The organism is Pseudoalteromonas sp. 23_GOM-1509m (assembly GCF_000518425.1).
GTDB lineage: Bacteria > Pseudomonadota > Gammaproteobacteria > Enterobacterales > Alteromonadaceae > Pseudoalteromonas > Pseudoalteromonas tetraodonis.
In genome coordinates, this window is sequence record NZ_KI912432.1 from 131,881 (window position 1) to 152,505 (window position 20,625).

The window sequence follows — 20,625 nt, forward strand, 5'->3', positions numbered from 1 at the left end:
AGACACTTTGCAAATTGGAGATACATAAATGACTGCAGCACAAAAAGAAACATTAGGCTTTCAAACAGAAGTAAAACAATTACTAAACTTAATGATTCACTCGCTTTATTCTAATAAAGAAATATTTTTACGTGAGCTTGTATCAAACGCATCTGATGCAGCCGATAAATTACGCTTTTTAGCGTTATCAAACGGCGACTTATATCAAGGTGATGCTGATTTACGTGTACGTATTAGTGCTGATAAAGAAGCCAATACGATAACCATTTCTGATAATGGTATTGGTATGACACGTGATGAAGTGATCAGCTCTTTAGGTACAATTGCAAAGTCGGGTACCGCAGAGTTTTTCAAAAACTTAACGGGCGACCAAAGCAAAGACTCACAACTTATTGGTCAATTTGGTGTGGGCTTTTACTCAGCGTTTATTGTTGCTGATGAAGTGACAGTGCGTACCCGTAAAGCAGGCGAGACAACAGCTGTAGAGTGGCAATCAAAAGGTGAAGGTGAATACACGCTGCAAGAAATTGAAAAAGAAGGCCGTGGTACAGACATTATTCTACACCTACGTGAAGAAGAAAAAGAGTACGCAGACGAATGGCGCCTTCGTAGTATCGTGACTAAATACTCTGATCATATTTCTACACCAGTACAAATGTACAAAGCAGAAGTACCAGAGTCTGAAGGCGAAGACGGTGAGAAAATTCCAGCAGTTCCTGGTGAGTGGGAAAGCATTAACCGTGCTACGGCATTGTGGACGCGTGATAAGTCTGAAATCTCTGAAGATGAATACAAAGAATTTTACAAGCATGTAAGCCATGACTGGGAAGATCCACTTAGTTGGGGACATAACAAAGTTGAAGGTAAAACTGAATACACCAGTTTGTTATACATTCCGAAAAAAGCGCCGTTTGATTTATGGAACCGCGAGCGCCAAAGTGGCTTAAAATTATACGTGCAACGTGTATTCATTATGGATGATGCTGAGCAGTTTATGCCAAGCTACCTGCGTTTCGTTAAAGGTCTATTAGATTCAAATGATTTACCACTGAACGTATCGCGTGAAATACTTCAAGATAACAAAGTGACCCAAGCTATCCGTAAGGGGTGTACGTCGCGTATTATTAAAATGCTTGAGCGTATGGCGAAAAACAAAGCCGATGATTACCAAACGTTTTGGAATGAATTTGGTCAAGTAATGAAAGAAGGCCCAGCAGAAGATGCGGCTAACAAAGAGAGCATTGCTAAGCTATTACGTTTTGCTTCAACGCATACCGATTCAGACACTCAAGATGTCTCGCTTGAACAATACATTGAGCGTATGAAAGACAGCCAAGATAAAATTTACTATGTTGTTGCTGACTCATTTATTGCAGCTAAAAACTCACCGCATTTAGAAATTTTCCGCAAAAAAGGCATTGAAGTTTTACTACTAAGTGACCGTGTTGATGAGTGGATGATGAGCCACTTAACTGAATTTGCAGACAAGCAATTTCAATCAATTACTCGCGGTGATTTAGATTTAGGTGACTTAGACGACGAAGAAACTAAAAAAGCGCAAGAAGAGTCTGAAAAAGAAGTTGCAGGCCTTATTGAGCGTATTAAAACTGCATTAGGTGATGATGTTAAAGAAGTACGCTTTACACATCGTTTAACCGATTCGCCAGCCTGTGTGGTGAGCGACGACAACGACATGAGCTCGCAAATGCAAAAGCTGATGGAGTCAGTAGGTCAAGCAGTGCCAGAAGCTAAACCTGTGTTTGAGCTAAACCCTGAACACCAGATTGTTAAGCATTTAAATGATGAGCAAGACGAAGATAAATTTGCGCAGTGGTCACATGTATTGCTAGATCAAGCATTACTAGCTGAGCGCGGTACGCTTAAAGATCCAACTGGATTTGTCACTCGCTTAAATAAACTTATGCTTGATTTAAGCAAATAAGTATTAAAAATCAATGATTGAGTAAAAAGGGAACGTTCGTTCCCTTTTTTTATGCGCTGGAGCATAGAGTTTATTGATTTTTAAAGATTAAATTTGCTGCATAGACGCTGCCCGAAGGGGTCTGTCTGCCTACATGGATGGTGGCAAATGGCGTGAGCAGGACGCAGAAGCTTTGCTCGATTTTTACTCAGCCTACTAAGTTGCAAACCTTGCGCCGCGATTAAACTCCCCCTGGTTTGCACAAATATTAATCCGCAAAGGCCAACAGACTCTAGACAATTAGTATAAGTTACTTGAGTATCTGCGGCGCTTGTGGAAGAATTCAGACTTTAAAATAAACTCTCATATTAGGGGACAATGATATGCGCATTATTCTTTTGGGCGCGCCGGGTGCAGGTAAAGGTACTCAAGCTCAGTTTTTAATGGATAGATACGGTATTCCACAAATTTCTACCGGTGATATGCTACGAGCTGCAATTAAAGAGGGCACACCACTTGGCCTTGAAGCAAAAAAAGTAATGGACGCAGGTCAGTTAATTTCTGATGACATCATCATTGGCCTTGTTAAAGAGCGCATTGCAAAACCTGATTGTGAGAAAGGCTTTTTACTTGATGGCTTCCCACGTACCATTCCACAAGCTGATGCAATGAAAGACAATGGCGTCGTCGTTGATCACGTTATTGAATTTGATGTTGCTGATGAAGTGATTGTTGAGCGTATGGGCGGACGTCGTGTTCATCCTGGTTCTGGTCGTGTTTATCATGTTGTTTACAATCCACCAAAAGAGGAAGGTAAAGACAACGAAACAGGCGAAGAGCTTATTATCCGTGCGGATGACACAGAAGAGACAGTTCGTAAACGCTTAGGCATTTACCATGAGCAAACAATGCCATTGGTTGACTACTACCAAGCAGAAGCGCAAGCTGGTAATACGCAGTACCATAAATTAGACGGTACTCAAGCGGTTGAAGCAGTAAGCAAGCAACTAGCTGAGCTTTTAGGTTAATTTTTATCTAAAATTAAGAGCATAATCAAAAAAACCGCTTCATAGCGGTTTTTTTTATCTGAAATTCGACCTTTAAAGCGTTTTAAGCTTTTCAATAACGCTATCGTATTCAGGTTCGGTTGATAAGCTACTAACTAATTGCTTATATATAACTTTATGGCTTTTATCGATAATAAAAACAGCGCGAGTAAGTAACCCCATATCTTTAATTATTAACCCATACTTTTGGCCAAAATCACGCCATACAGAATCAGACAGTGTCGTAACTTTATCGATATTTTCTGCTTTGCAAAAACGTTTTTGTGCAAAAGGTAGGTCAGCACTAATCGTCAACATGGCTACGCCAGGAAACTGTTGCGCTACTTTTTCATTAAAATGTTTTGTTTGCAGGCTACAAATACCAGTATCTAAGCTTGGTACCACGCTTATCAATACAGCTTGCCCTTGGTAATTTTCTAATGTAATGGCAGTAAAGCTGTCGTCGACCACTTTAAAATTTGGCGCATCAGCACCGACTTTAAGGCCTTGGCCTAGTAACGTAACAGGTTTACCTTGCGCTGTTACTTTTCCTGCATCTAAGGTGTTTTCAGGTAACTCTGATGCAAAACTAGTGCAACAAAACAGGCTCAATGCAAAGGCTAATGAACGACGCATGGATTTTTTCCTTTTAAGAATTAACGTAATAGTGGTGAGTGTATTATACTGTGATGGAGTTACCAAGCAGAATAATTGACGCGTTTATTTTTCCCTAAAATTGTAAATAAGCAATACTTTGATTACTATGTATATATAAGAAATAGGTATTAATTAATAATATCCGTGCCTTTATTTTTTGCGGTGTCAGCGTACAACAAGTTTTAAAATAGAGAGATAATATGTCAACATCGGTTTTAATTTGTGATGATTCAAAACTAGCTAGACGTCAATTAGCTCGCTCTTTACCCGATGATTGGGATATTAAAGTTGAATTTGCATGTGACGGTGTAGACTGCATAAAACAAATAACTAAAGCCCAGCCTGAAATTCTTTTCCTTGATTTAAATATGCCAGAAATGGACGGTTATGGCGTGCTTGCTGCAATGAAAGAGCAAGGGCTCGACGTCCTCACTGTTGTGGTATCAGGCGATATTCAACCGAGTGCGCATCAACGTGTGCTTGAGCTTGGCGCCATAGATTTTATTCAAAAACCGTGTTCCCCCGAAAAGCTTGCTGCCATTATTGAACATCATGGTATTAGAGATAGAGCACTGCGTGAACGCATGTCTCACTCGTTAGGTGAACAAGTTGACCCTGATGTTCGTGATATATATCAAGAGCTGACTAATGTTGCCATGGGTCAAGCGGGAGATTTACTTGCAAGACTGCTTAATGTATTTGTTAAGTTACCCATTCCTAATGTTAATGTTTTAGAAGTCAGTGAGCTCAACATGGCGTTAAGCTCTGTTGATACCAATGATACTACATCGGGTATTTGCCAAGGCTTTATAGGTGGCGGGGTATCTGGCGAGGCATTATTACTTTTAAATGACTCTAGTTTTAAAGAAATAGCCTCACTGATGAATTACGAAGGTGAACTAAACGACAAGGTTGAGTTAGAGTTGCTAATGGATGTAAGTAACATTTTAATTGGCGCTATTTTAACCGGCTTGTCAAAACAGCTCGACATGACCTTTAGCCAAGGGCATCCAATAGTTTTGGGGCAGCATCGGGACGTTTCTGAGCTTGTTCAGTCGAATAAGTCGCGCTGGCAACGGACTCTAGCCATAGAAATAAGTTACGGTATTGAAAATCATGATATTAGTTGTGATTTAATGTTGCTCTTTACTGAAGATTCACTGAAAACTTTGAAATACAAAGTTGCTTATCTACTAGAAGATTAAATATTTATGCCAGCTGATTTAGATTTGAATGAAATCCATTGGTTAATGGATATGTTTAATACGGTTGATGTCGGTCTTGTTGTACTCGATCGAGAATACAAAGTGCATGTATGGAATGGTTTTATGGAAAATCATTCTGGTTTGTTACCGAGCGCTGTGAAAGACAAAGACTTATTTGATTTATTTCCGGCCATTGATGAAAAATGGTTTAGAAGTAAATCTGAGTCAGTGTTTGTATTAAAGAATCGTTCATTTACTATTTGGGAGCAGCAGCCGTATATTTTTCGTTTTAAAAACTACCGACCAATTACCGGTAAAGCGGACTATATGTATCAAAATGCCACGTTTATTCCACTTACCAATGTGCGAGGCGAAGTCGAGCATATTTGTATTATTATTTACGATGTGACAGATATTGCGGTTAACAAAAAAGAACTAGAAGAGTTAAATAAAAAACTAGAACAAGTAAGCCAAACAGATAGTTTAACCCAGCTTGCCAATAGAGGGCATTGGGAGCACTTACTGCACCAAGAATTTTTACGAACGAAGCGAAACGAAGGTTGTTGCTCGTTATTAATTTTTGATATTGACCACTTTAAAAAGGTAAATGATGATTTTGGACACAGTGCTGGAGATGAAGCACTTCGTCATATAGCGAGTTTACTGAAAACTGCATTGCGTGAAACAGACATTGCTGGGCGATACGGCGGTGAAGAGTTTGTTGTTACATTATTAGATACCGATAAACAAGGAGCGATTGTATTTGCTGAACGTTTACGCCAATTAATTGAAACCTCTCCGGCGAAATACAATGAGCACACGGTGCATATGGCCATTAGTGTGGGTATTGCGTGTTTTGATGATCAGTTTAAAGATCACGAACGCTGGATTGAAGCTGCCGATAAAGCGCTTTATCATTCAAAAGAAACGGGTCGAAATAAAGTGTCGGTATACGCTGATATAAAAAATGATGCTTAGGCATCATTTTTTAATTGGGGGGTAAAATAAGCAAGTCAGTTTTAAGTAAGCGCATTATTTTTTCTGCAGTATTACCAATGAGTTTTGCTTTAATTCCTACATTCCCAACAGATCCTATAATCACTAAATCAGCATTGAGCTTGGCCGCTAAGCTTGGGATCACCTGCTCAGGTAAACCCGCTTTAATATAAAGTTTGTCGCGTAAGTTATTATCAATAATGAGTTGTTGCTGTGATTGAGGTAATTTCTCAAAGGCATTGACTAGTTGCTCTTCTGAAAATACTAAGCCTAAATCTCTTAATATTGGAGAAATATACACTGTGTAGCCGGCATAAAATTCACAGTCTGTTCGCTGTGCGTATGCTAGGCCATATTTAATAATTGACTGATTAAGCTTATGTTTTGCGGTTTTTTCGCTGGCTAAATCAAGTGCGGCGAGTATGTTGGTATGCTTGCGCCACTTGTTATCTGCCGCTAAATACAAAGCGATGGGTGTAAAGCGGATAAGTTGCCAATCAAGTTCACTAAATTGGCTGTCGCTGTCGATATGGCGTGTTTTTATCACCATTTCGTAGTCATCAGTATTAATATCTTCGTTAAGCCACTGCTCGGGGGCTTCATGCCATGCGGTTTGAAAGGTATAACTGCAACCCTCCAGTTCAGCGCTAATCAGTGACTCCAACTGTGCCCTTAATGATGAAAGGCATTTATCTTGCAGCGCAAGTAGTTGTTCTGGCGACAGAGAAAATAAAATATTGCCGGTTTCTTCAAAGCTAAATGCAACAATATCAATATGTTTATTGCCTTGCAGCGCTTTTTGTTTAGCATGCTGCAATGACGTTTTTGCAAATTCAACCGAATCAATCAGTACAAGAAGCTTTTTTTTGTCCATTATTTTTACTCTGTTGTATGGCGTGAATCATCAATTGGACATTGACCAATGGTTGAAATCTCACCAGAATTTGACTCCTGTTCCAGTTTTACCTTAAAGCCCCATAGTCTGTAAAGGTGTTTTAATACCTCCCCATGGGAGTTAGCCAGTGGAACGGCATTATGGGGTACATATCGTAGGGTTAAAGAGCGGTCGCCGCGTAAGTCAACATCGTAAACTTGTATGTTAGGCTCATGATTACTAAGGTTATATTGTGCAGAAAGTGCTTCTCTAACCGCTTTGTAGCCATTATCGTCGTGAATAGCGCCTATTTCTAAATGTGGGTTACTAGCATGGTCGACTATGGTGAACAATTTAAAATCCCGAATCAGCTTAGGGGATAAAAATTGGCTAATAAAACTCTCATCTTTGAAATTTTGCATTGCAAAGTGCAGTGTCTCGAGCCAGTCACTGCCCGCATGCTCAGGAAACCAGCGTTTATCTTCTTCTGTTGGGTTTTCACAAATACGACGTATATCAACCATCATATTAAAGCCCAGTGCATAGGGGTTAATACCTGAGTAATAATCGCTATTGTATGGAGGTTGGTACACAACATTAGTATGGCTTTGTAAAAACTCCAACATAAATGAGTCGGTTAGTTTTCCCTCATCATATAAATGGTTCAAAATAGTGTAGTGCCAAAAAGTGGCCCAACCTTCATTCATTACTTGGGTTTGTTTTTGCGGGTAAAAGTATTGTGATATTTTTCGCACTATCCTGACGATTTCTCGCTGCCATGACTCGAGTAAAGGAGCATTTTTTTCAATAAAGTACAGAATATTTTCCTGTGGCTCTTGCGGGAAGTGGCGTTCGTGTTTTTTTGACTCTTGCTGTTGAGAAGGAATGGTACGCCATAATTCGTTAACTTGTGATTGCAAATACTCAGCCCGTTCTTGCTGACGCTTTTGCTCTTCAAATAACGAAATTCGTTGTGGACGTTTGTACCTATCAACACCGTAACTCATTAATGCATGACATGAGTCGAGTATGCTTTCTACTTCGGAAATACCGTATTTTTCTTCACAGCGGCTAATATAGTTTTTAGCAAACAATAAATAATCAATAATTGAGCCTGCATCAGTCCAAGTTTTAAATAAATAATTACCTTTAAAAAATGAGTTATGCCCATAGCAAGCATGTGCCATAACCAGTGCCTGCATCGGAAGGGTGTTTTCTTCCATTAGGTAAGCAATACAGGGGTTCGAATTAATCACAATTTCATACGCAAGTCCCATTTGGCCGCGTTTATAATTTTGCTCCGTTTGAATAAATTTTTTACCATACGACCAGTGAGTGTAGCCAATGGGCATGCCTACACTTGAGTAGGCATCCATCATTTGTTCTGCGGTGATCACTTCAATTTGATTAGGGTAGGTGTCTAGCTTATAGTGCTCAGCCACACGGGCTATTTCGTCTTGATATTGTTGCAATAGTTCAAAGGTCCAATCGGGCCCATCACTTATTCGATTATCTTTCATAATGCTACCTCGCTTTGGCTATGCAGCCCCTTGCTGTTGACGACCTTTTTTAAATAGCTCCCTAAATATAGGGTAAATATCTTCAACACCTTGGATATGCTGGATGGCAAAATTACTGTTCGTTTGACTAATGTTTTGATACTCGCGCCATAAACTTTGATGAGCACGTGTGGTAATTTCTATATAGGCAAAATAGCGAACAGCTTTAAGTATTTTATTACGTAAAATGTGTCCACATTGGGGCGTGTCATCGGCCCAATTATCACCATCAGAAGCTTGTGCTGCGTATATATTCCATTCATCAGCATTATAGCGCTCAGCTATTATTTCATTCATCAGTTTTAGTGCACTTGAAACAATGGTACCGCCTGTTTCTTGTGAATAAAAAAATTCTTGCTCATCAACTTCTTTGGCCTGGGTATGATGGCGAATATATACAACGTCGATGTCTTTGTAGCTGCGAGTTAAAAACTGATAAAGCAAAATGTAAAAGCGTTTTGCCATGTCTTTTGTTGCTTGATCCATTGAACCTGACACATCCATAATACAAAACATCACCGCTTTACTAGTTGGGTGTGGTTGTTTGTCGTAGTTACGAAAACGTAAGTCGTAATTATCGATAAAGGGCACGGTTTTTATTTGCTGTTTGAGTGTGTCGATTTCTTTTTGTAATAAGGCCACAGCGGCTTTATCACAGTGTGATTGTTCAAGCAGCAGTGCTAGTTGCCCCTCAAGCTCGCTAAGGCGGCGTTTTTTACCTGCGGTCATTGCAATACGACGAGCTAGAGAGCCTTGTAATGAGCGCACTACATCAATATTACTGGGCATACCATCACTGCAAAACCCAGCGCGATGGGTTTTCATTTGCACTAGCTTATCAAGCTGATTTTCTTGCAAATTAGGGAGTTCTAAATCCTCAAATAACAAATCAAGGTATTCATCTTTAGAGATAGAAAAAACAAATTCATCTTGGCCTTCGCCAGAGTCACTTGCTTCACCTTCGCCTGCGCCACCGCCTTTGCCTCCTTTAGGGCGTTCTATTTTGTCGCCAGTAGAGAACTGATCGTTCCCAGGGTGTATTTGCTCTCTATTACCGCCTCTACCTTGATGAAAAGTAGGTTCGCTAATATCACGCTGCGGAATAGAGATACTCTCTCCAGAGCTTGAATCAGTGACACTGCGTTTATTGATCGCATCAGACACCGCTTCTTTGATCTGCTTTTTATAACGCCTAATAAAACGCTGGCGGTTAACTGTGCTTTTGTTTTTGCCATTTAAACGCCTGTCGATAAAATGCGCCATAATGACCTCCTAAAAACTGCAATTATGAAGGTTATTGCGATTTTCTAACCCGTAAATACCACTCAGATAGCAAGCGCACTTGTTTTTGCGTGTAGCCTTTTTCAACCATACGATTAACAAAGTCCTCATGCTTTTGCTGATCTTCAGCTGATGTTTTTGCATTAAATGAAATAACAGGGAGTAAGTCTTCCGTGTTTGAGAACATTTTTTTCTCAATAACCGTGCGTAGTTTTTCATAACTTGTCCACAGCGGATTTTTGCCATTGTTATGAGCGCGAGCACGCAGTACAAAGTTAACAATTTCATTTCTAAAATCTTTAGGGTTTGAAATACCTGCAGGCTTTTCTATTTTTTCAAGCTCAGCGTTGAGTGCATCACGGTCAAATAATTGCCCTGTATCAGGGTCGCGGTATTCTTGATCTTGAATCCAAAAATCAGCATAAATAACGTAGCGGTCAAAAATATTTTGGCCATATTCTGAATATGACTCTAAGTACGCGGTTTGTAGCTCTTTACCTATAAACTCAACATATTGTGGAATTAAATAGCCTTTTAAAAAGCTTAAATAACGTTCTTCAACCTCGGCACTAAATTGTTCACGCTCAATTTGTTGCTCAAGCACATAAAACAAATGCACAGGGTTGGCGGCCACTTCGGTGGTGTCAAAGTTGAATACTCGCGATAAAATCTTAAACGCAAAACGGGTTGAAAGACCGGTCATGCCCTCATCAACACCAGCATAATCACGATACTCTTGATACGACTTCGCTTTTGGGTCGGTGTCTTTAAGGGTTTCACCATCGTAAACTCGCATCTTAGAGTAAATGCTTGAGTTTTCCGGTTCTTTTAAGCGCGAAAGAGTGGTAAATTGGGCTAAAATTTTAAGTGTACCTGGCGCACAGGGGGCGTTGTAAAGCTCACTGTGTTCAATAAGCTTATCGTAAATTTTAATTTCTTCGGTCACTCGTAAGCAATAAGGAACCTTAACAATATAAACACGGTCTAAAAAGGCTTCGTTGTTTTTATTGTTTTTAAAGGTTTGCCATTCTGATTCATTAGAGTGGGCGAGTATCATGCCGTTAAATGGCAGGGCGCTTATGCCTTCTGTGCCGTTATAGTTACCTTCCTGGGTAGCTGTTAAAAGCGGATGTAACACTTTTATGGGGGCTTTAAACATTTCCACAAATTCCATTAAGCCTTGGTTGGCTAAACATAATGCGCCTGAATAGGCATAAGCATCAGGATCATTTTGTGCAAAGTGTTCAAGTTGGCGAATATCGACCTTACCGACAAGAGCAGAAATATCTTGATTGTTTTCATCTCCGGGCTCTGTTTTAGCAATCGCAACTTGATTTAAAATTGATGGGAAGCGTTTAACCACTCTAAATTGACTAATATCACCATTAAATTCTTGTAAACGTTTTGCGGCCCATGGAGACATTACCGTTTTGAGGTAACGAGACTTAATTCCATATTCTTTTTCGAGTAGGCTAGCATCTTCAACGGGATCAAATAATGACAGCGGATGGTCATTAACCGGGGAGCCCTTAATTGCATAAATAGGCACTTGTTGCATTAAATACTTTAGCTTTTCAGCAATCGATGACTTACCGCCACCCACCGGACCAAGCAAGTAAAGCACTTGTTTACACTCTTCTAATCCTTGCGCGGCGTGTTTTAGATAAGAAACAATTTGCTCAATGGCGTCTTCCATACCATAAAAATCGGCAAATGCAGGGTAACGTGCAACAACACGGTTCGAAAATAAGCGACTTAAACGAGTATCGGTAGCGGTATCTACCATTTTAGGCTCGCCAATGGCCATCAGTAATCTTTCAGGAGCACTGGCATAAGCAGACTTATCGGTTTTACAAATTTCTAGAAACTCAGCAACACTGTACTCTTCTTCTTGTGTTGATTCATAACGTGCTTGGTAGTGATCAAAAATAGTCATAATGACCTCCGAAACCTACTTGGAAAATGTATTCACTATTTAAAGTCTAGTCACGAATTTAAATTTTTGTGCAATAAAATTAAAAATTTATATGAAAAATGATCATGATGCACTTTTAGAAAACAACCTACGTATAACCCTAATCAAATAAAGTAGCGGACATAAAAAAAGACGCCTAAGCGTCTTTTTAAAGATTAGTTTGAAACTAATTATGCGAAGTTAGCGTTCGCGAATTCCCAGTTAACGAGTGACCAGAAACCTTTAAGGTAATCTGGACGCACGTTACGGTAATCAATGTAGTATGCGTGCTCCCATAAATCCACTGTTAGGATTGGTGTAACACCTGCATCTGTTAATGGTGTTGCAGCGTTAGATGTATTAACGATGTCTAGTGAACCATCAGCTAGTTTAACTAACCACGTCCAGCTTGAACCAAAGTTATTTACTGCTTTGTCGTTTAACGCGTCTTTAAATGCGTCAAATGAGCCCCATTTAGCGTTAATTGCATCAGCAATTGCACCTGTTGGAGCGCCACCGCCATTTGGAGATAGGCTGTTCCAGTAGAAAGTGTGGTTCCAGATTTGAGCAGCGTTGTTAAATACACCGCCTTCTGAAGAACATACGATCTCTTCAAGTGATTTACCTTCAAACTCAGTGCCTGGGATTAAACCGTTAAGTTTAGTCACATAAGTGTTGTGGTGTTTACCATGGTGAAACTCTAACGTTTCTTGTGAAATATGTGGCTCAAGTGCATCAATTGCATACGGTAGTGACGGTAGTTCAAATGCCATTTTTTATCTCCATCTTCTTTTGGTTGATAGTCTATTTAGTAATACGTAATGCCTGCGCAAACAGGGCACTTATCTATACCAAACAGGAATATAGTGTTACTATAATTGTTGAGTATTTTACTCAAGTTTTAGCAAACAGCAATGCTCTTGCTAAAGCTATTTAAGATTGAGGCTTTAATTGCCTATGTTAATCTATATATCTGAGGCCACAGTGAAACTTTTTCAAGGCCTAATGTGTTCGCTATCGTCATTTTGAGGTTGTAAATGGAAACCATCGATAAAATTAAACAGCAAATTGCTGAAAACCCAATCATCTTATACATGAAAGGATCACCAAAACTGCCTAATTGTGGTTTTTCTTCACAAGCATCACAAGCATTAATGTCGTGCGGTGAACCGTTTGCATATGTGGATATTTTACTTAATCCAGACATTCGTGCAGAGCTTCCTGCTTACGCTAACTGGCCTACCTTCCCGCAACTTTGGGTTGAAGGCGAGTTAATTGGTGGCTGTGACATTATCATTGAAATGTTTCAACGTGGTGAATTACAACCACTGATCACTGAAACAGCTGCAAAGCATAAACCTGCAGACGCTGAATAAGCGTTTAGGTAAAAAAAAGCTGCAATTTGCAGCTTTTTTTATGTCTATAAAGTATGTACTCAAAGTTGCTTATACGATGACAGTACCGAATGAGTAGGCAGCTTTTCGCGGTTTTTACTTAGCTCACTAGGTCATAAACTTCAGAACGCGATTGTATCATTTCTAAATTGGATGAGTTTTCAGCCTTAAAGCTAAACAACTCTCAAGGTAAACTTACAAAAACACTGATCCCGCCGACGTCCCGATTGTGTAGGCTAATTTGCCCATGATGGGCTTCAACAATTTCTCGACACAGTGCCAAACCTAATCCACTTCCTGCCACCTTGGTAGAATAAAAAGGGATAAGCGCACTGGCCATAACTGTTTCACTCATACCTTTTCCTTTGTCGCTCACATTAATATGAGTGCCAAGGCTATCTTGTGTTACTTTTAAACTAATATGCTCTGCTAGCGACTCTGATTCATGTGCATTTTTCAACAGGTTAATCAGCAATTGTTCTATTTGGGTTTGATCGGCTTGTGTAGTGATGTCTTTTTGAAGGTCGAAATTAAATTGCCATTGGCTTTGTAATTGATCGAGTAATGAATGCCAGTCAACCGTTGTTATTTTAGGTGGTGGAAGTTTAGCAAACCTACCATAGCCTTGAACGAACTCGTTTAAATGCTTTATTCGCTCTTCAATGGTAGTGAAAACGCGCTTTAAACGAGGTTCATCCACTTTTTGCGTTAACAGTTGTGCACTATGTAACATGGATGACATAGGCCCTAGTGAGTTATTGAGTTCATGGCTAATGATCCTAATAACCTTTTTCCAAACTTCAACTTCTTGGCGGCTCAATTCGCGGGTCAATTGTTTAAAAACAAACAACCTATGGTGTTGGTTGTTAAGCAATAAGCGACCCATTGAAAGATGCCATGTTTGCGGTTCTTGTTCTGTTTTATCAAGAATAAATAAACCATCTACGCCTTTATTAACGGCATTAATTATTTGCTGTGGGGCTTTAGACAATAATGCTGAGATTTTTTCGCCTTCAAGGGCTGTACTTGCATTAAAAAAATCTCTCGCACTGTGGTTACTATAAACAATAAAATCATTATCATTAACCAATAATACAGCTTGAGGAGAGTTTTGTAATACCTTATCAAGCATTAACTCTCGTTGGTAAACCCATTGTTTTTCTTGTCTTAATTGCTTTGCAGTTTGGTTATAAAGCTGGCACAAATGACCTAATTCATCATTATGGTTATAGGCCAGTAAAGTCGATAGTTCCCCATCCTTAAAATTTAATAAGCCAGTTTCTAATGAAGTAATACCTTGAACCAGTTTACCACTGAGTCGATGAGCCAATAAACTACTTAGAATGGCTGTAAAAATGACACTTAGTGCTGTTTTTATAGCGTCAACACCCAGCAGCCAACAACAGATAAAAACAGGGATCACAGAGGAAAATACGCATACTAAAATCACTTTAGACGTTAAAGAGAAGCGGTATCCTGATTTAACCATTAGTAGGCAATCTCAAACTTATCAAGACGACGGTAGAGTGCTTGTCTGCTAAGGCCAAACTCACGTGCTACTTTGGCAATCACCCCTTTATGTAAACGCATAGCATCCTCAATTTGTTGTTTGTTAGGCTCTACTTTTTGAGTGTGTGTTTGAGACGTAACAGGAGTTAAACCAAAGTCGTCGATGCTTATCTCACCGCTGGGTTTGAGCACACTGACACGTTTACATGCATTTTCAAGTTCACGAACATTACCGGGCCATGAATGGGCTAAAAGTAGGTTTTCGCATTGTAAATCCAGCTCACGTTCTTCTAAAAAATGACGAATAAGAGGAAGTATGTCATCCGGTCGTTGGCTAAGACTTGGTAGGTTAAGTTCAATCACATTTAAGCGGTAGTATAAGTCTTCTCTAAACAGCCCTTTACTGATTGCATCTGTTAGGTTTTCATTGGTCGCTGATATTACACGGACATTAACTTTTCGAGTTTGGGTTGAACCTAAGCGCTCGAATTCTCCAGTTTGTAAAATCCGTAGGAGCTTCATTTGCCCTGATAAAGGGAGATTACCTATTTCATCTAAAAATAATGTGCCACCGTCAGCTGCTTCAAATCGACCAATCCTTTGTTTTGTGATCCCAGTAAAAGCGCCTGCTTCTGCACCAAATAATTCTGCTTCTATTAGTTGATGGGGAAGGGCACCTGCATTGACCGTAATAAACGCAGCATTTTGGCGAGGTGAGTTTGCTTGAATAATTTGTGCTATGCGCTCTTTACCACTGCCATTTGGGCCTGTTATTAATACTGAGACATCAGATTTGGCGACCTGTAATGCCATTTTAACTAATTGCTCCATGGCCGTACTGCGATAAATTAAACCTACTAAATTAGCATTTTCTAAAGATGCATCCCGTTCTTGCTGGTGGCGCAATAAGGTTTGATTTTGTTTTTTTGTCTTTCCTAGTTCAATTAGGTTTTTAACACAGGTAAGAAGCTTGGCATCATCCCATGGTTTTGGTAAATAATCAGCCGCACCGGCTTTGACAAGTTCAACGGCTGTTTCAAGCTCGGTCCATGCAGTGATCAGAATAATGGGCAGATGGGGATTTAGCTCTCTGAGTTGATAAAAGAGTAACTTTCCCTCTTCTCCTGAAGTTGTGTCGTTACTAAAGTTCATATCTTGAAGTACAAGTGCAATACGCTGGTATTGCACAATTTGAATAGCTTCAAATGGGCTATTTGCAGTAACCACTTTATAGTCGTGAATCTCTAGCAATAATGACAGAGCATCTAAAATTGCAGGATTGTCATCAACGATAAGTATTTTTTCCATGTTAATTTAATCGCTGTTTATTATTATTTAAATATTGAAAATGCTACACCGCGTTTAGCCAGTGTAGCATAGGTTGGGAGCTGTGCTATATGGTTCGGGTTGCGATACTCGGCGAAATATTTGCTGCGCGTTTAGCTGGGCCAAATACAGCCAAAAGACTCATTGTAAACACCATGATTGCCGTGACAGCAATATAACTTGATGGTAATGCCGCTATTGAAAAATGTTGCATTAATAACTGACCGAGTAAAAGTGCTGAAATAGCACCTAAAAATAAGCCAGCAATGCAAATCAGCGCATTTTCAACTAAAAAATAATTAACAATTGCAGATTTACGAGCGCCTAAAGCACGACGGGTTCCAATTTGCTTGGTACGTTTATTTATATTAAATAGCGTCAAACCAAAAATGCCCAGTGCGGTTACCAATACCAGTATGGTTATGAGCACAATTAACATACGCATCATCAATGTGTCTTCAGCCATGTATTGGGCTTTATCTTGGTCAAGGCCCCGAATTCGAATAATTACACGTTTGTTGTAATTTTCTAGCATCTCGTCTTCAATTCGTTTAGCAATATTTGCCCGCTCATTGGCTGCTGTGCGAACTAAAAAATTCCCCGAGATATTAGGATTTATATAAGGAATTAATGCGACATTATTTGGGCGGCTGTCTTTGAGCCATGGGCCTTTTGCATGCTTAATTACACCAATGACTTTCATTGGAATATCACCAAGGAATATTGTTTTTCCTAATCCATCTTCATCAGGAAATAGCTCATTTAATAATGCCTGTGTCACAATGGTAACATTGGCTCGCTGATCATTATCGTTAGTTACAACAACTTCGTCTTCTCTAAAATTGCGTCCAGCAATAAGTTCAACCCCAAGCGTGTTAATTGCATGATCATCTGTAAAAAAGTAAGCAGTTCTTGCAGAAAGCCCAGGCTCAGGGGCTGAATTTATACTGAAGTCAGAAGAGCTACCACTTCCCGATAAGGGGATGTTGTTTATATAGGCGGCGTCTTTCACTGCGGGTAAAGCTCTTAACATCGCTTCATCAAGTTCAAATTGTTGGTGGCTTTTGACATCTTTGCCAAAGTGCATGACATGAAAAGCAAGTATTTCATCTTCGGGGTATCCTGTATCCTGATTAAGATAAGTCATTCTATCTTGAATAATAAACGCTGCGTTACTGACAATAGCAGTAGTAATAGCTATTTGGATAAGTAACAGCAGCGCACCAACTTTAGATCGACACAGTGCATGGAAAATAGGTTTAATTTCTAACATCATAGTGTTCGTCCTTATTGGCTTTTTAGGTAAATTGCAGGATTGGTTTTACATACCAGCCAAGCAGGGTAAAGCCCAGCTATTATGCAGGTGCTAATTGCAATGAGTGGGGCGCTCAATAACATGGTTAAATCCATGGTCGCTAAGCTTTCGTAGTAGCTATAGCTTTGGCGAACACCCAATAAGCCAAACTGGGCAAGGACAATACCAAGTAGCCCACCTAATAGTCCTAGCATGGCGACTTCGATAATATGTTGCATAAAAATCTGTCGCTTACTGGCTCCAAGTGCACGGCGTACACCGACTTCTGGAGCTCGACGTAAAAATTTTGCAAGTAATAAGCCGAGAATATTCGCCAAACATACAGCCAAAAACATAAAACTAAGTGCGACTAAAATTTTGTTATCTTCACTGACCACATTGTTATAGGCCATCCACTGGTTAACATCTCGAATACTGTAAGCTAACTCTTTGCGATTAAAACGACCAAGCTTTTGTTGCTCTTGCATGTAGGCTAATAAATAATTTTCATAATCATTTTTTTGTTGTTCGTTAGTTAATTCAACCCAGAATTGAATCCACACCATTTCTGACTGTAACTTGGCACTAAAGCTTCTAACATCCTCATGTTTCCAACCATTGGTATTCCCCCAATTACCAAGCTGTTTTGCTTCAAGAAGACTAAATGGCATAAAAAGTTGTTCAGGGTCATTAAATGAACCATTATTTAAATCGTAGTATTTGATGGTTAATGGCCAGTTTCTAGTAACCCCAACCACTTCATAACTCGCATCATCAAGGTAAATAATTTTACCCACTGAATTTTCGCCAGCAAAAAGCTTATTATTTAACTCTTCACTGATTACAACAACAGGAGCCGCGTTTTCTTCTTGCTGCTGAGACCATTTTTCACCATAGAGAAACTTAAGATCAAACATATTAAAAAATTCTGGGGTTGTTAGTCTTGCACTTTGGCTAAATGGTTTTACTGTGTCAGAATCTATGTAAACAGAGAATCCACTGCGCACCATTTTTAAACGCTGGCCACCTATTTCTGATTTATATAGGTTAGCAGCATCTTGATAAGTTAGTTGTTGCGGGAGGTTATCAGACGTCCACCAAGTGTGGCCATCATCCATTATTTGCAGCTGCACAGCATAGAGCTGGCTACTTTTATGCGCAATGGGATCCGCCGACATCATGTGATAAACGCTTAAACTGATCATAGTGATGCCAATACCAATGGCAATCGCCAGTACCATTAAAAAGCTCACTAAAGGCGTGCGCTTGAAGCTGCGCCAACTTAAATCGAGGTAATGTAATAGCATGGCTTAGGCTCCAGCAACATTTTTAAGGTTTTGTGCACCTTGGTACAAGGTGAAATCGGCAAGTTGACCGTCGACAACTTGAATGTTCCGAGGGGCACGCCGAGCAAGCTCTGCATCATGGGTGACCATGACAATGGTTGCGCCATCACGATTTATTTGTTCAAGCAGCTCCATTACTTGACGAGCCATAAGGCTGTCGAGATTACCGGTTGGCTCATCGGCAAGTAAAAACCGTGGCTCGCCAGCAAGCGCGCGTGCTATGGCCACTCGTTGTTGCTGTCCGCCAGAGAGTTGCTGCGGCAAATGTTTTGCCCTAGAGGCAAGGCCAACTTGTTCTAAGCATTTTTCAATGCGACGTTTACGCTCTGCGGCTTTAATACCCCTATAACGTAGCGGTACTTCAATATTTTCATATAAGTTTAAGTCAGGTATTAAATTAAACCCTTGGAAGATAAAGCCTATTTTTTGATTTCGACAATCTGCACGTTGGTTATCGTTTAACTTACCGACATCAATTCCATCAAGTAAGTATTCACCTGCGGAGAAAGGCTCTAACATTCCAGCGATATTTAAAAAGGTCGTTTTTCCTGACCCGCTAGGGCCTGTTACAGCAATAAATTCGCCTTCATCAACGTGCAGATTAAAGTCACGTAATGCATGGGTTTGCACCATTTCAGTTTGATATACTTTACTTATATTATTCATCTTTAACATGCTTTTTCCTTTTATTATTTGGTTCTACGCGATTGTTAGCGAAGTAATAACGTGTGTGTGTGTTTGAAACTGTTATAGCTTGAGATAATCAATTCATCGCCAGCTTGAACCCCTGAAATTAACTCAACCGCATTAATGCTGGTTGCACCAATTGAAATATCAATGAGCTGAGCTGTATCACCGGTAATTTTATAAACCTGTGTGCCGCCTTGTTGTAAAAATGCCCCACGCTTAACCTGTAAAACATCGTCACGATTTTCTAATAAAATACGTGCGGTTAATCGTTGGTTTTGTCTGATGCCCGTCATGTCTTTGTTAAAGCGTACACGCGTTGTGACTTCTCTATTATTGACTTCTGGTGAAATGGCAGAAAGGGTACCCATTACTTTGCTAGCGCCCATTGTTATCTCTACGTCCATACCTAAACCAAGCTCATTTGCATAACTTTCAGGGACTTGTAGTTCTGCTTCAAAATTACTCAAATCAACTAAAGTCATTAATGGTTGGCTTTGTGTTACCACTTCTCTTTGTTGAACTAGTAAGTTACCTACAATCCCTGACACAGTGGCTTTAATTGTTAAGTTATTAACTTTGCGAAGTAGATCATCGACAATCAGTTGTTGACGAGTGACATCTCGTTTAGCGGCCTGTAGTTCAAAAGCAAGTGTATCTTTGGACAATTCAACTTCTTGCTCTGCATGTTTATAAGAAAGTTTTGCACGGGCAAGCTCATCAATGGCTTTTTCATGATCAATTTGACTGATCACATTTTTTTGCATTGACAAAGTCGCTCTGCGATTTTCTCTATCGGCAGCGTTTAATTCTACTTGTGCTAGATCAAGCGCTTTATTTAAGCTTAATGATTGGCGGCGTGCCTCAAGGTGTTTACGTTGTAGCTCGCCCTCAAGACGAGCTAAAACAGACTGTTGCTGCTTTAATTCGTTTGTGAGCTCGGGGCTCTCAACCATGGCTATTACATCATTCAGTTTGACTGAGTCACCAGCATTTACCTTCAATGAAACAAAGCCTCGTTCAGGGCTGTAAACTTTTGGTGCTCTGGCGGCTACAATTTTACCGCTGGCTGCAACATCACGTATTAGTGATTGGCGCACCACTGTGGCTATTTGTAGGCTTACTCTATCAACCGAGATAGTACCTTCTTGATCAGTATTTAATAATGCATATACACATAGAGCAACTAAGCCCACAGTAAATATAAACAGCCATATGTTTTTTTTAAAATTTATAGGTCGTGAGATTTGCGTGTCTTGCCCGCTAGTGTCTTTAATCATTATTTGTTCTCTTTGCTTAGTGTTTTTCAAACACAGTAATCATTAGCGAGGCAATAAACAGAATAATTGGTGAAATTAAAAATAAGCCAATAGTAAACATTCAAATGCCCTCAAAATTTATATAGTTATGGGATATTCGAATAGCGTGCCATTTTTTATCTTGTTGAATTTAATTACTTTTTATTTTTAAACTTTCTTTTTATGTGTCCGCGGACATAAAAAGTGTCCGCTGCGGGCACTTTTTTGATTTGGCTGTGGGGTGAGATTACCTCAACGTAAAGCAAAGAAAGTTGTTA

At 39.7% G+C, this 20,625-nt stretch carries 17 protein-coding genes; 5 read left to right on the forward strand and 12 right to left on the reverse strand.

What is annotated here, in order from left to right:
• Window positions 1-28 precede the first annotated feature (28 nt).
• Together htpG and adk are read left to right on the forward strand one after the other, a co-directional pair.
• Complete coding sequence (htpG, locus tag N523_RS0111195; RefSeq protein WP_028835071.1) at window positions 29-1,942, forward strand: molecular chaperone HtpG; 1,914 nt, start codon at window positions 29-31, stop codon at window positions 1,940-1,942.
• 362 nt (window positions 1,943-2,304) lie between these two features.
• A complete protein-coding gene (gene adk, locus N523_RS0111200; RefSeq protein WP_013465187.1) occupies window positions 2,305-2,949 on the forward strand; it encodes an adenylate kinase in 645 nt (214 codons plus the stop codon).
• A gap of 72 nt (window positions 2,950-3,021) precedes the next feature.
• On the opposite strand, the gene tpx is transcribed toward adk, so the two are convergent.
• Window positions 3,022-3,603 carry a thiol peroxidase gene (gene tpx / locus N523_RS0111210; protein WP_028835072.1) on the reverse strand — a complete coding sequence of 194 codons (582 nt, stop codon included), beginning with the start codon at window positions 3,601-3,603 and terminating at the stop codon, window positions 3,022-3,024.
• Window positions 3,604-3,824: 221 nt separating this feature from the next.
• Here tpx and N523_RS0111215 point away from each other — a divergent pair, with 221 nt between their 5' ends.
• Complete coding sequence (locus tag N523_RS0111215) at window positions 3,825-4,829, forward strand: response regulator (protein WP_013465185.1); 1,005 nt, start codon at window positions 3,825-3,827, stop codon at window positions 4,827-4,829.
• Between the two features lie 6 nt (window positions 4,830-4,835).
• A complete protein-coding gene (locus tag N523_RS0111220; RefSeq protein WP_013465184.1) occupies window positions 4,836-5,807 on the forward strand; it encodes a sensor domain-containing diguanylate cyclase in 972 nt (323 codons plus the stop codon).
• 10 nt (window positions 5,808-5,817) lie between these two features.
• Here N523_RS0111220 and N523_RS0111225 read toward each other — a convergent pair whose 3' ends face one another.
• The 5 genes from N523_RS0111225 to N523_RS0111245 form a co-directional block, all read right to left on the reverse strand.
• Window positions 5,818-6,699, reverse strand: a complete 882-nt coding sequence (locus N523_RS0111225; RefSeq protein WP_028835073.1) for a universal stress protein — start codon at window positions 6,697-6,699, stop codon at window positions 5,818-5,820.
• Between the two features lie 5 nt (window positions 6,700-6,704).
• Entirely contained in the window at window positions 6,705-8,219 is a 1,515-nt protein-coding gene (locus N523_RS0111230) for a SpoVR family protein (protein ID WP_028835074.1), read from the reverse strand.
• 18 nt (window positions 8,220-8,237) lie between these two features.
• Window positions 8,238-9,521: a YeaH/YhbH family protein gene (locus tag N523_RS0111235; RefSeq protein ID WP_028835075.1), complete on the reverse strand. Its 1,284-nt coding sequence runs from the start codon at window positions 9,519-9,521 to the stop codon at window positions 8,238-8,240.
• A gap of 31 nt (window positions 9,522-9,552) precedes the next feature.
• On the reverse strand, window positions 9,553-11,475 hold the full coding sequence (locus tag N523_RS0111240) for a PrkA family serine protein kinase (RefSeq protein ID WP_013465180.1): 1,923 nt from the start codon (window positions 11,473-11,475) through the stop codon (window positions 9,553-9,555).
• A gap of 209 nt (window positions 11,476-11,684) precedes the next feature.
• Complete coding sequence (locus N523_RS0111245; protein ID WP_010388603.1) at window positions 11,685-12,266, reverse strand: superoxide dismutase; 582 nt, start codon at window positions 12,264-12,266, stop codon at window positions 11,685-11,687.
• A 264-nt stretch (window positions 12,267-12,530) separates the two neighbouring features.
• Here N523_RS0111245 and N523_RS0111250 point away from each other — a divergent pair, with 264 nt between their 5' ends.
• Entirely contained in the window at window positions 12,531-12,869 is a 339-nt protein-coding gene (locus tag N523_RS0111250; protein WP_008113155.1) for a Grx4 family monothiol glutaredoxin, read from the forward strand.
• Between the two features lie 202 nt (window positions 12,870-13,071).
• On the opposite strand, the gene N523_RS0111255 is transcribed toward N523_RS0111250, so the two are convergent.
• From N523_RS0111255 to N523_RS0111280, 6 genes are all read right to left on the reverse strand, one after another.
• Window positions 13,072-14,376 carry a sensor histidine kinase gene (locus N523_RS0111255; protein ID WP_028835076.1) on the reverse strand — a complete coding sequence of 435 codons (1,305 nt, stop codon included), beginning with the start codon at window positions 14,374-14,376 and terminating at the stop codon, window positions 13,072-13,074.
• Window positions 14,376-15,704, reverse strand: a complete 1,329-nt coding sequence (locus N523_RS0111260) for a sigma-54-dependent transcriptional regulator (RefSeq protein WP_028835077.1) — start codon at window positions 15,702-15,704, stop codon at window positions 14,376-14,378. The genes N523_RS0111255 and N523_RS0111260 overlap by 1 nt, the downstream gene beginning before the upstream one ends.
• 85 nt (window positions 15,705-15,789) lie before the next feature.
• Entirely contained in the window at window positions 15,790-16,995 is a 1,206-nt protein-coding gene (locus N523_RS0111265) for an ABC transporter permease (RefSeq protein WP_028835078.1), read from the reverse strand.
• A gap of 14 nt (window positions 16,996-17,009) precedes the next feature.
• Window positions 17,010-18,323 (reverse strand): ABC transporter permease, encoded by a 1,314-nt coding sequence (locus N523_RS0111270; protein WP_028835079.1) that lies wholly within the window; start codon window positions 18,321-18,323, stop codon window positions 17,010-17,012.
• 3 nt (window positions 18,324-18,326) lie between these two features.
• Complete coding sequence (locus N523_RS0111275) at window positions 18,327-19,037, reverse strand: ABC transporter ATP-binding protein (RefSeq protein WP_013465175.1); 711 nt, start codon at window positions 19,035-19,037, stop codon at window positions 18,327-18,329.
• A gap of 35 nt (window positions 19,038-19,072) precedes the next feature.
• Entirely contained in the window at window positions 19,073-20,329 is a 1,257-nt protein-coding gene (locus tag N523_RS0111280) for an efflux RND transporter periplasmic adaptor subunit (RefSeq protein WP_028835080.1), read from the reverse strand.
• Between the last annotated feature and the right edge of the window lie 296 nt (window positions 20,330-20,625).

Excerpts from the sequence above, each read along its gene's own strand:
- adk (WP_013465187.1), top strand. The coding sequence starts at position 2,305 with ATGCGCATTATTCTTTTGGGCGCGCCGGGTGCAGGTAAAGGTACTCAA.
- htpG (WP_028835071.1), top strand. The coding sequence starts at position 29 with ATGACTGCAGCACAAAAAGAAACATTAGGCTTTCAAACAGAAGTAAAA.
- N523_RS0111245 (WP_010388603.1), bottom strand. The coding sequence starts at position 12,266 with ATGGCATTTGAACTACCGTCACTACCGTATGCAATTGATGCACTTGAG.
- N523_RS0111275 (WP_013465175.1), bottom strand. The coding sequence starts at position 19,037 with ATGTTAAAGATGAATAATATAAGTAAAGTATATCAAACTGAAATGGTG.
- N523_RS0111220 (WP_013465184.1), top strand. The coding sequence starts at position 4,836 with ATGCCAGCTGATTTAGATTTGAATGAAATCCATTGGTTAATGGATATG.
- N523_RS0111255 (WP_028835076.1), bottom strand. The coding sequence starts at position 14,376 with ATGGTTAAATCAGGATACCGCTTCTCTTTAACGTCTAAAGTGATTTTA.
- N523_RS0111260 (WP_028835077.1), bottom strand. The coding sequence starts at position 15,704 with ATGGAAAAAATACTTATCGTTGATGACAATCCTGCAATTTTAGATGCT.
- N523_RS0111270 (WP_028835079.1), bottom strand. The coding sequence starts at position 18,323 with ATGCTATTACATTACCTCGATTTAAGTTGGCGCAGCTTCAAGCGCACG.
- N523_RS0111250 (WP_008113155.1), top strand. The coding sequence starts at position 12,531 with ATGGAAACCATCGATAAAATTAAACAGCAAATTGCTGAAAACCCAATC.
- N523_RS0111240 (WP_013465180.1), bottom strand. The coding sequence starts at position 11,475 with ATGACTATTTTTGATCACTACCAAGCACGTTATGAATCAACACAAGAA.
- N523_RS0111225 (WP_028835073.1), bottom strand. The coding sequence starts at position 6,699 with ATGGACAAAAAAAAGCTTCTTGTACTGATTGATTCGGTTGAATTTGCA.
- N523_RS0111230 (WP_028835074.1), bottom strand. The coding sequence starts at position 8,219 with ATGAAAGATAATCGAATAAGTGATGGGCCCGATTGGACCTTTGAACTA.
- N523_RS0111215 (WP_013465185.1), top strand. The coding sequence starts at position 3,825 with ATGTCAACATCGGTTTTAATTTGTGATGATTCAAAACTAGCTAGACGT.
- N523_RS0111280 (WP_028835080.1), bottom strand. The coding sequence starts at position 20,329 with ATGATTAAAGACACTAGCGGGCAAGACACGCAAATCTCACGACCTATA.
- N523_RS0111265 (WP_028835078.1), bottom strand. The coding sequence starts at position 16,995 with ATGTTAGAAATTAAACCTATTTTCCATGCACTGTGTCGATCTAAAGTT.
- N523_RS0111235 (WP_028835075.1), bottom strand. The coding sequence starts at position 9,521 with ATGGCGCATTTTATCGACAGGCGTTTAAATGGCAAAAACAAAAGCACA.
- tpx (WP_028835072.1), bottom strand. The coding sequence starts at position 3,603 with ATGCGTCGTTCATTAGCCTTTGCATTGAGCCTGTTTTGTTGCACTAGT.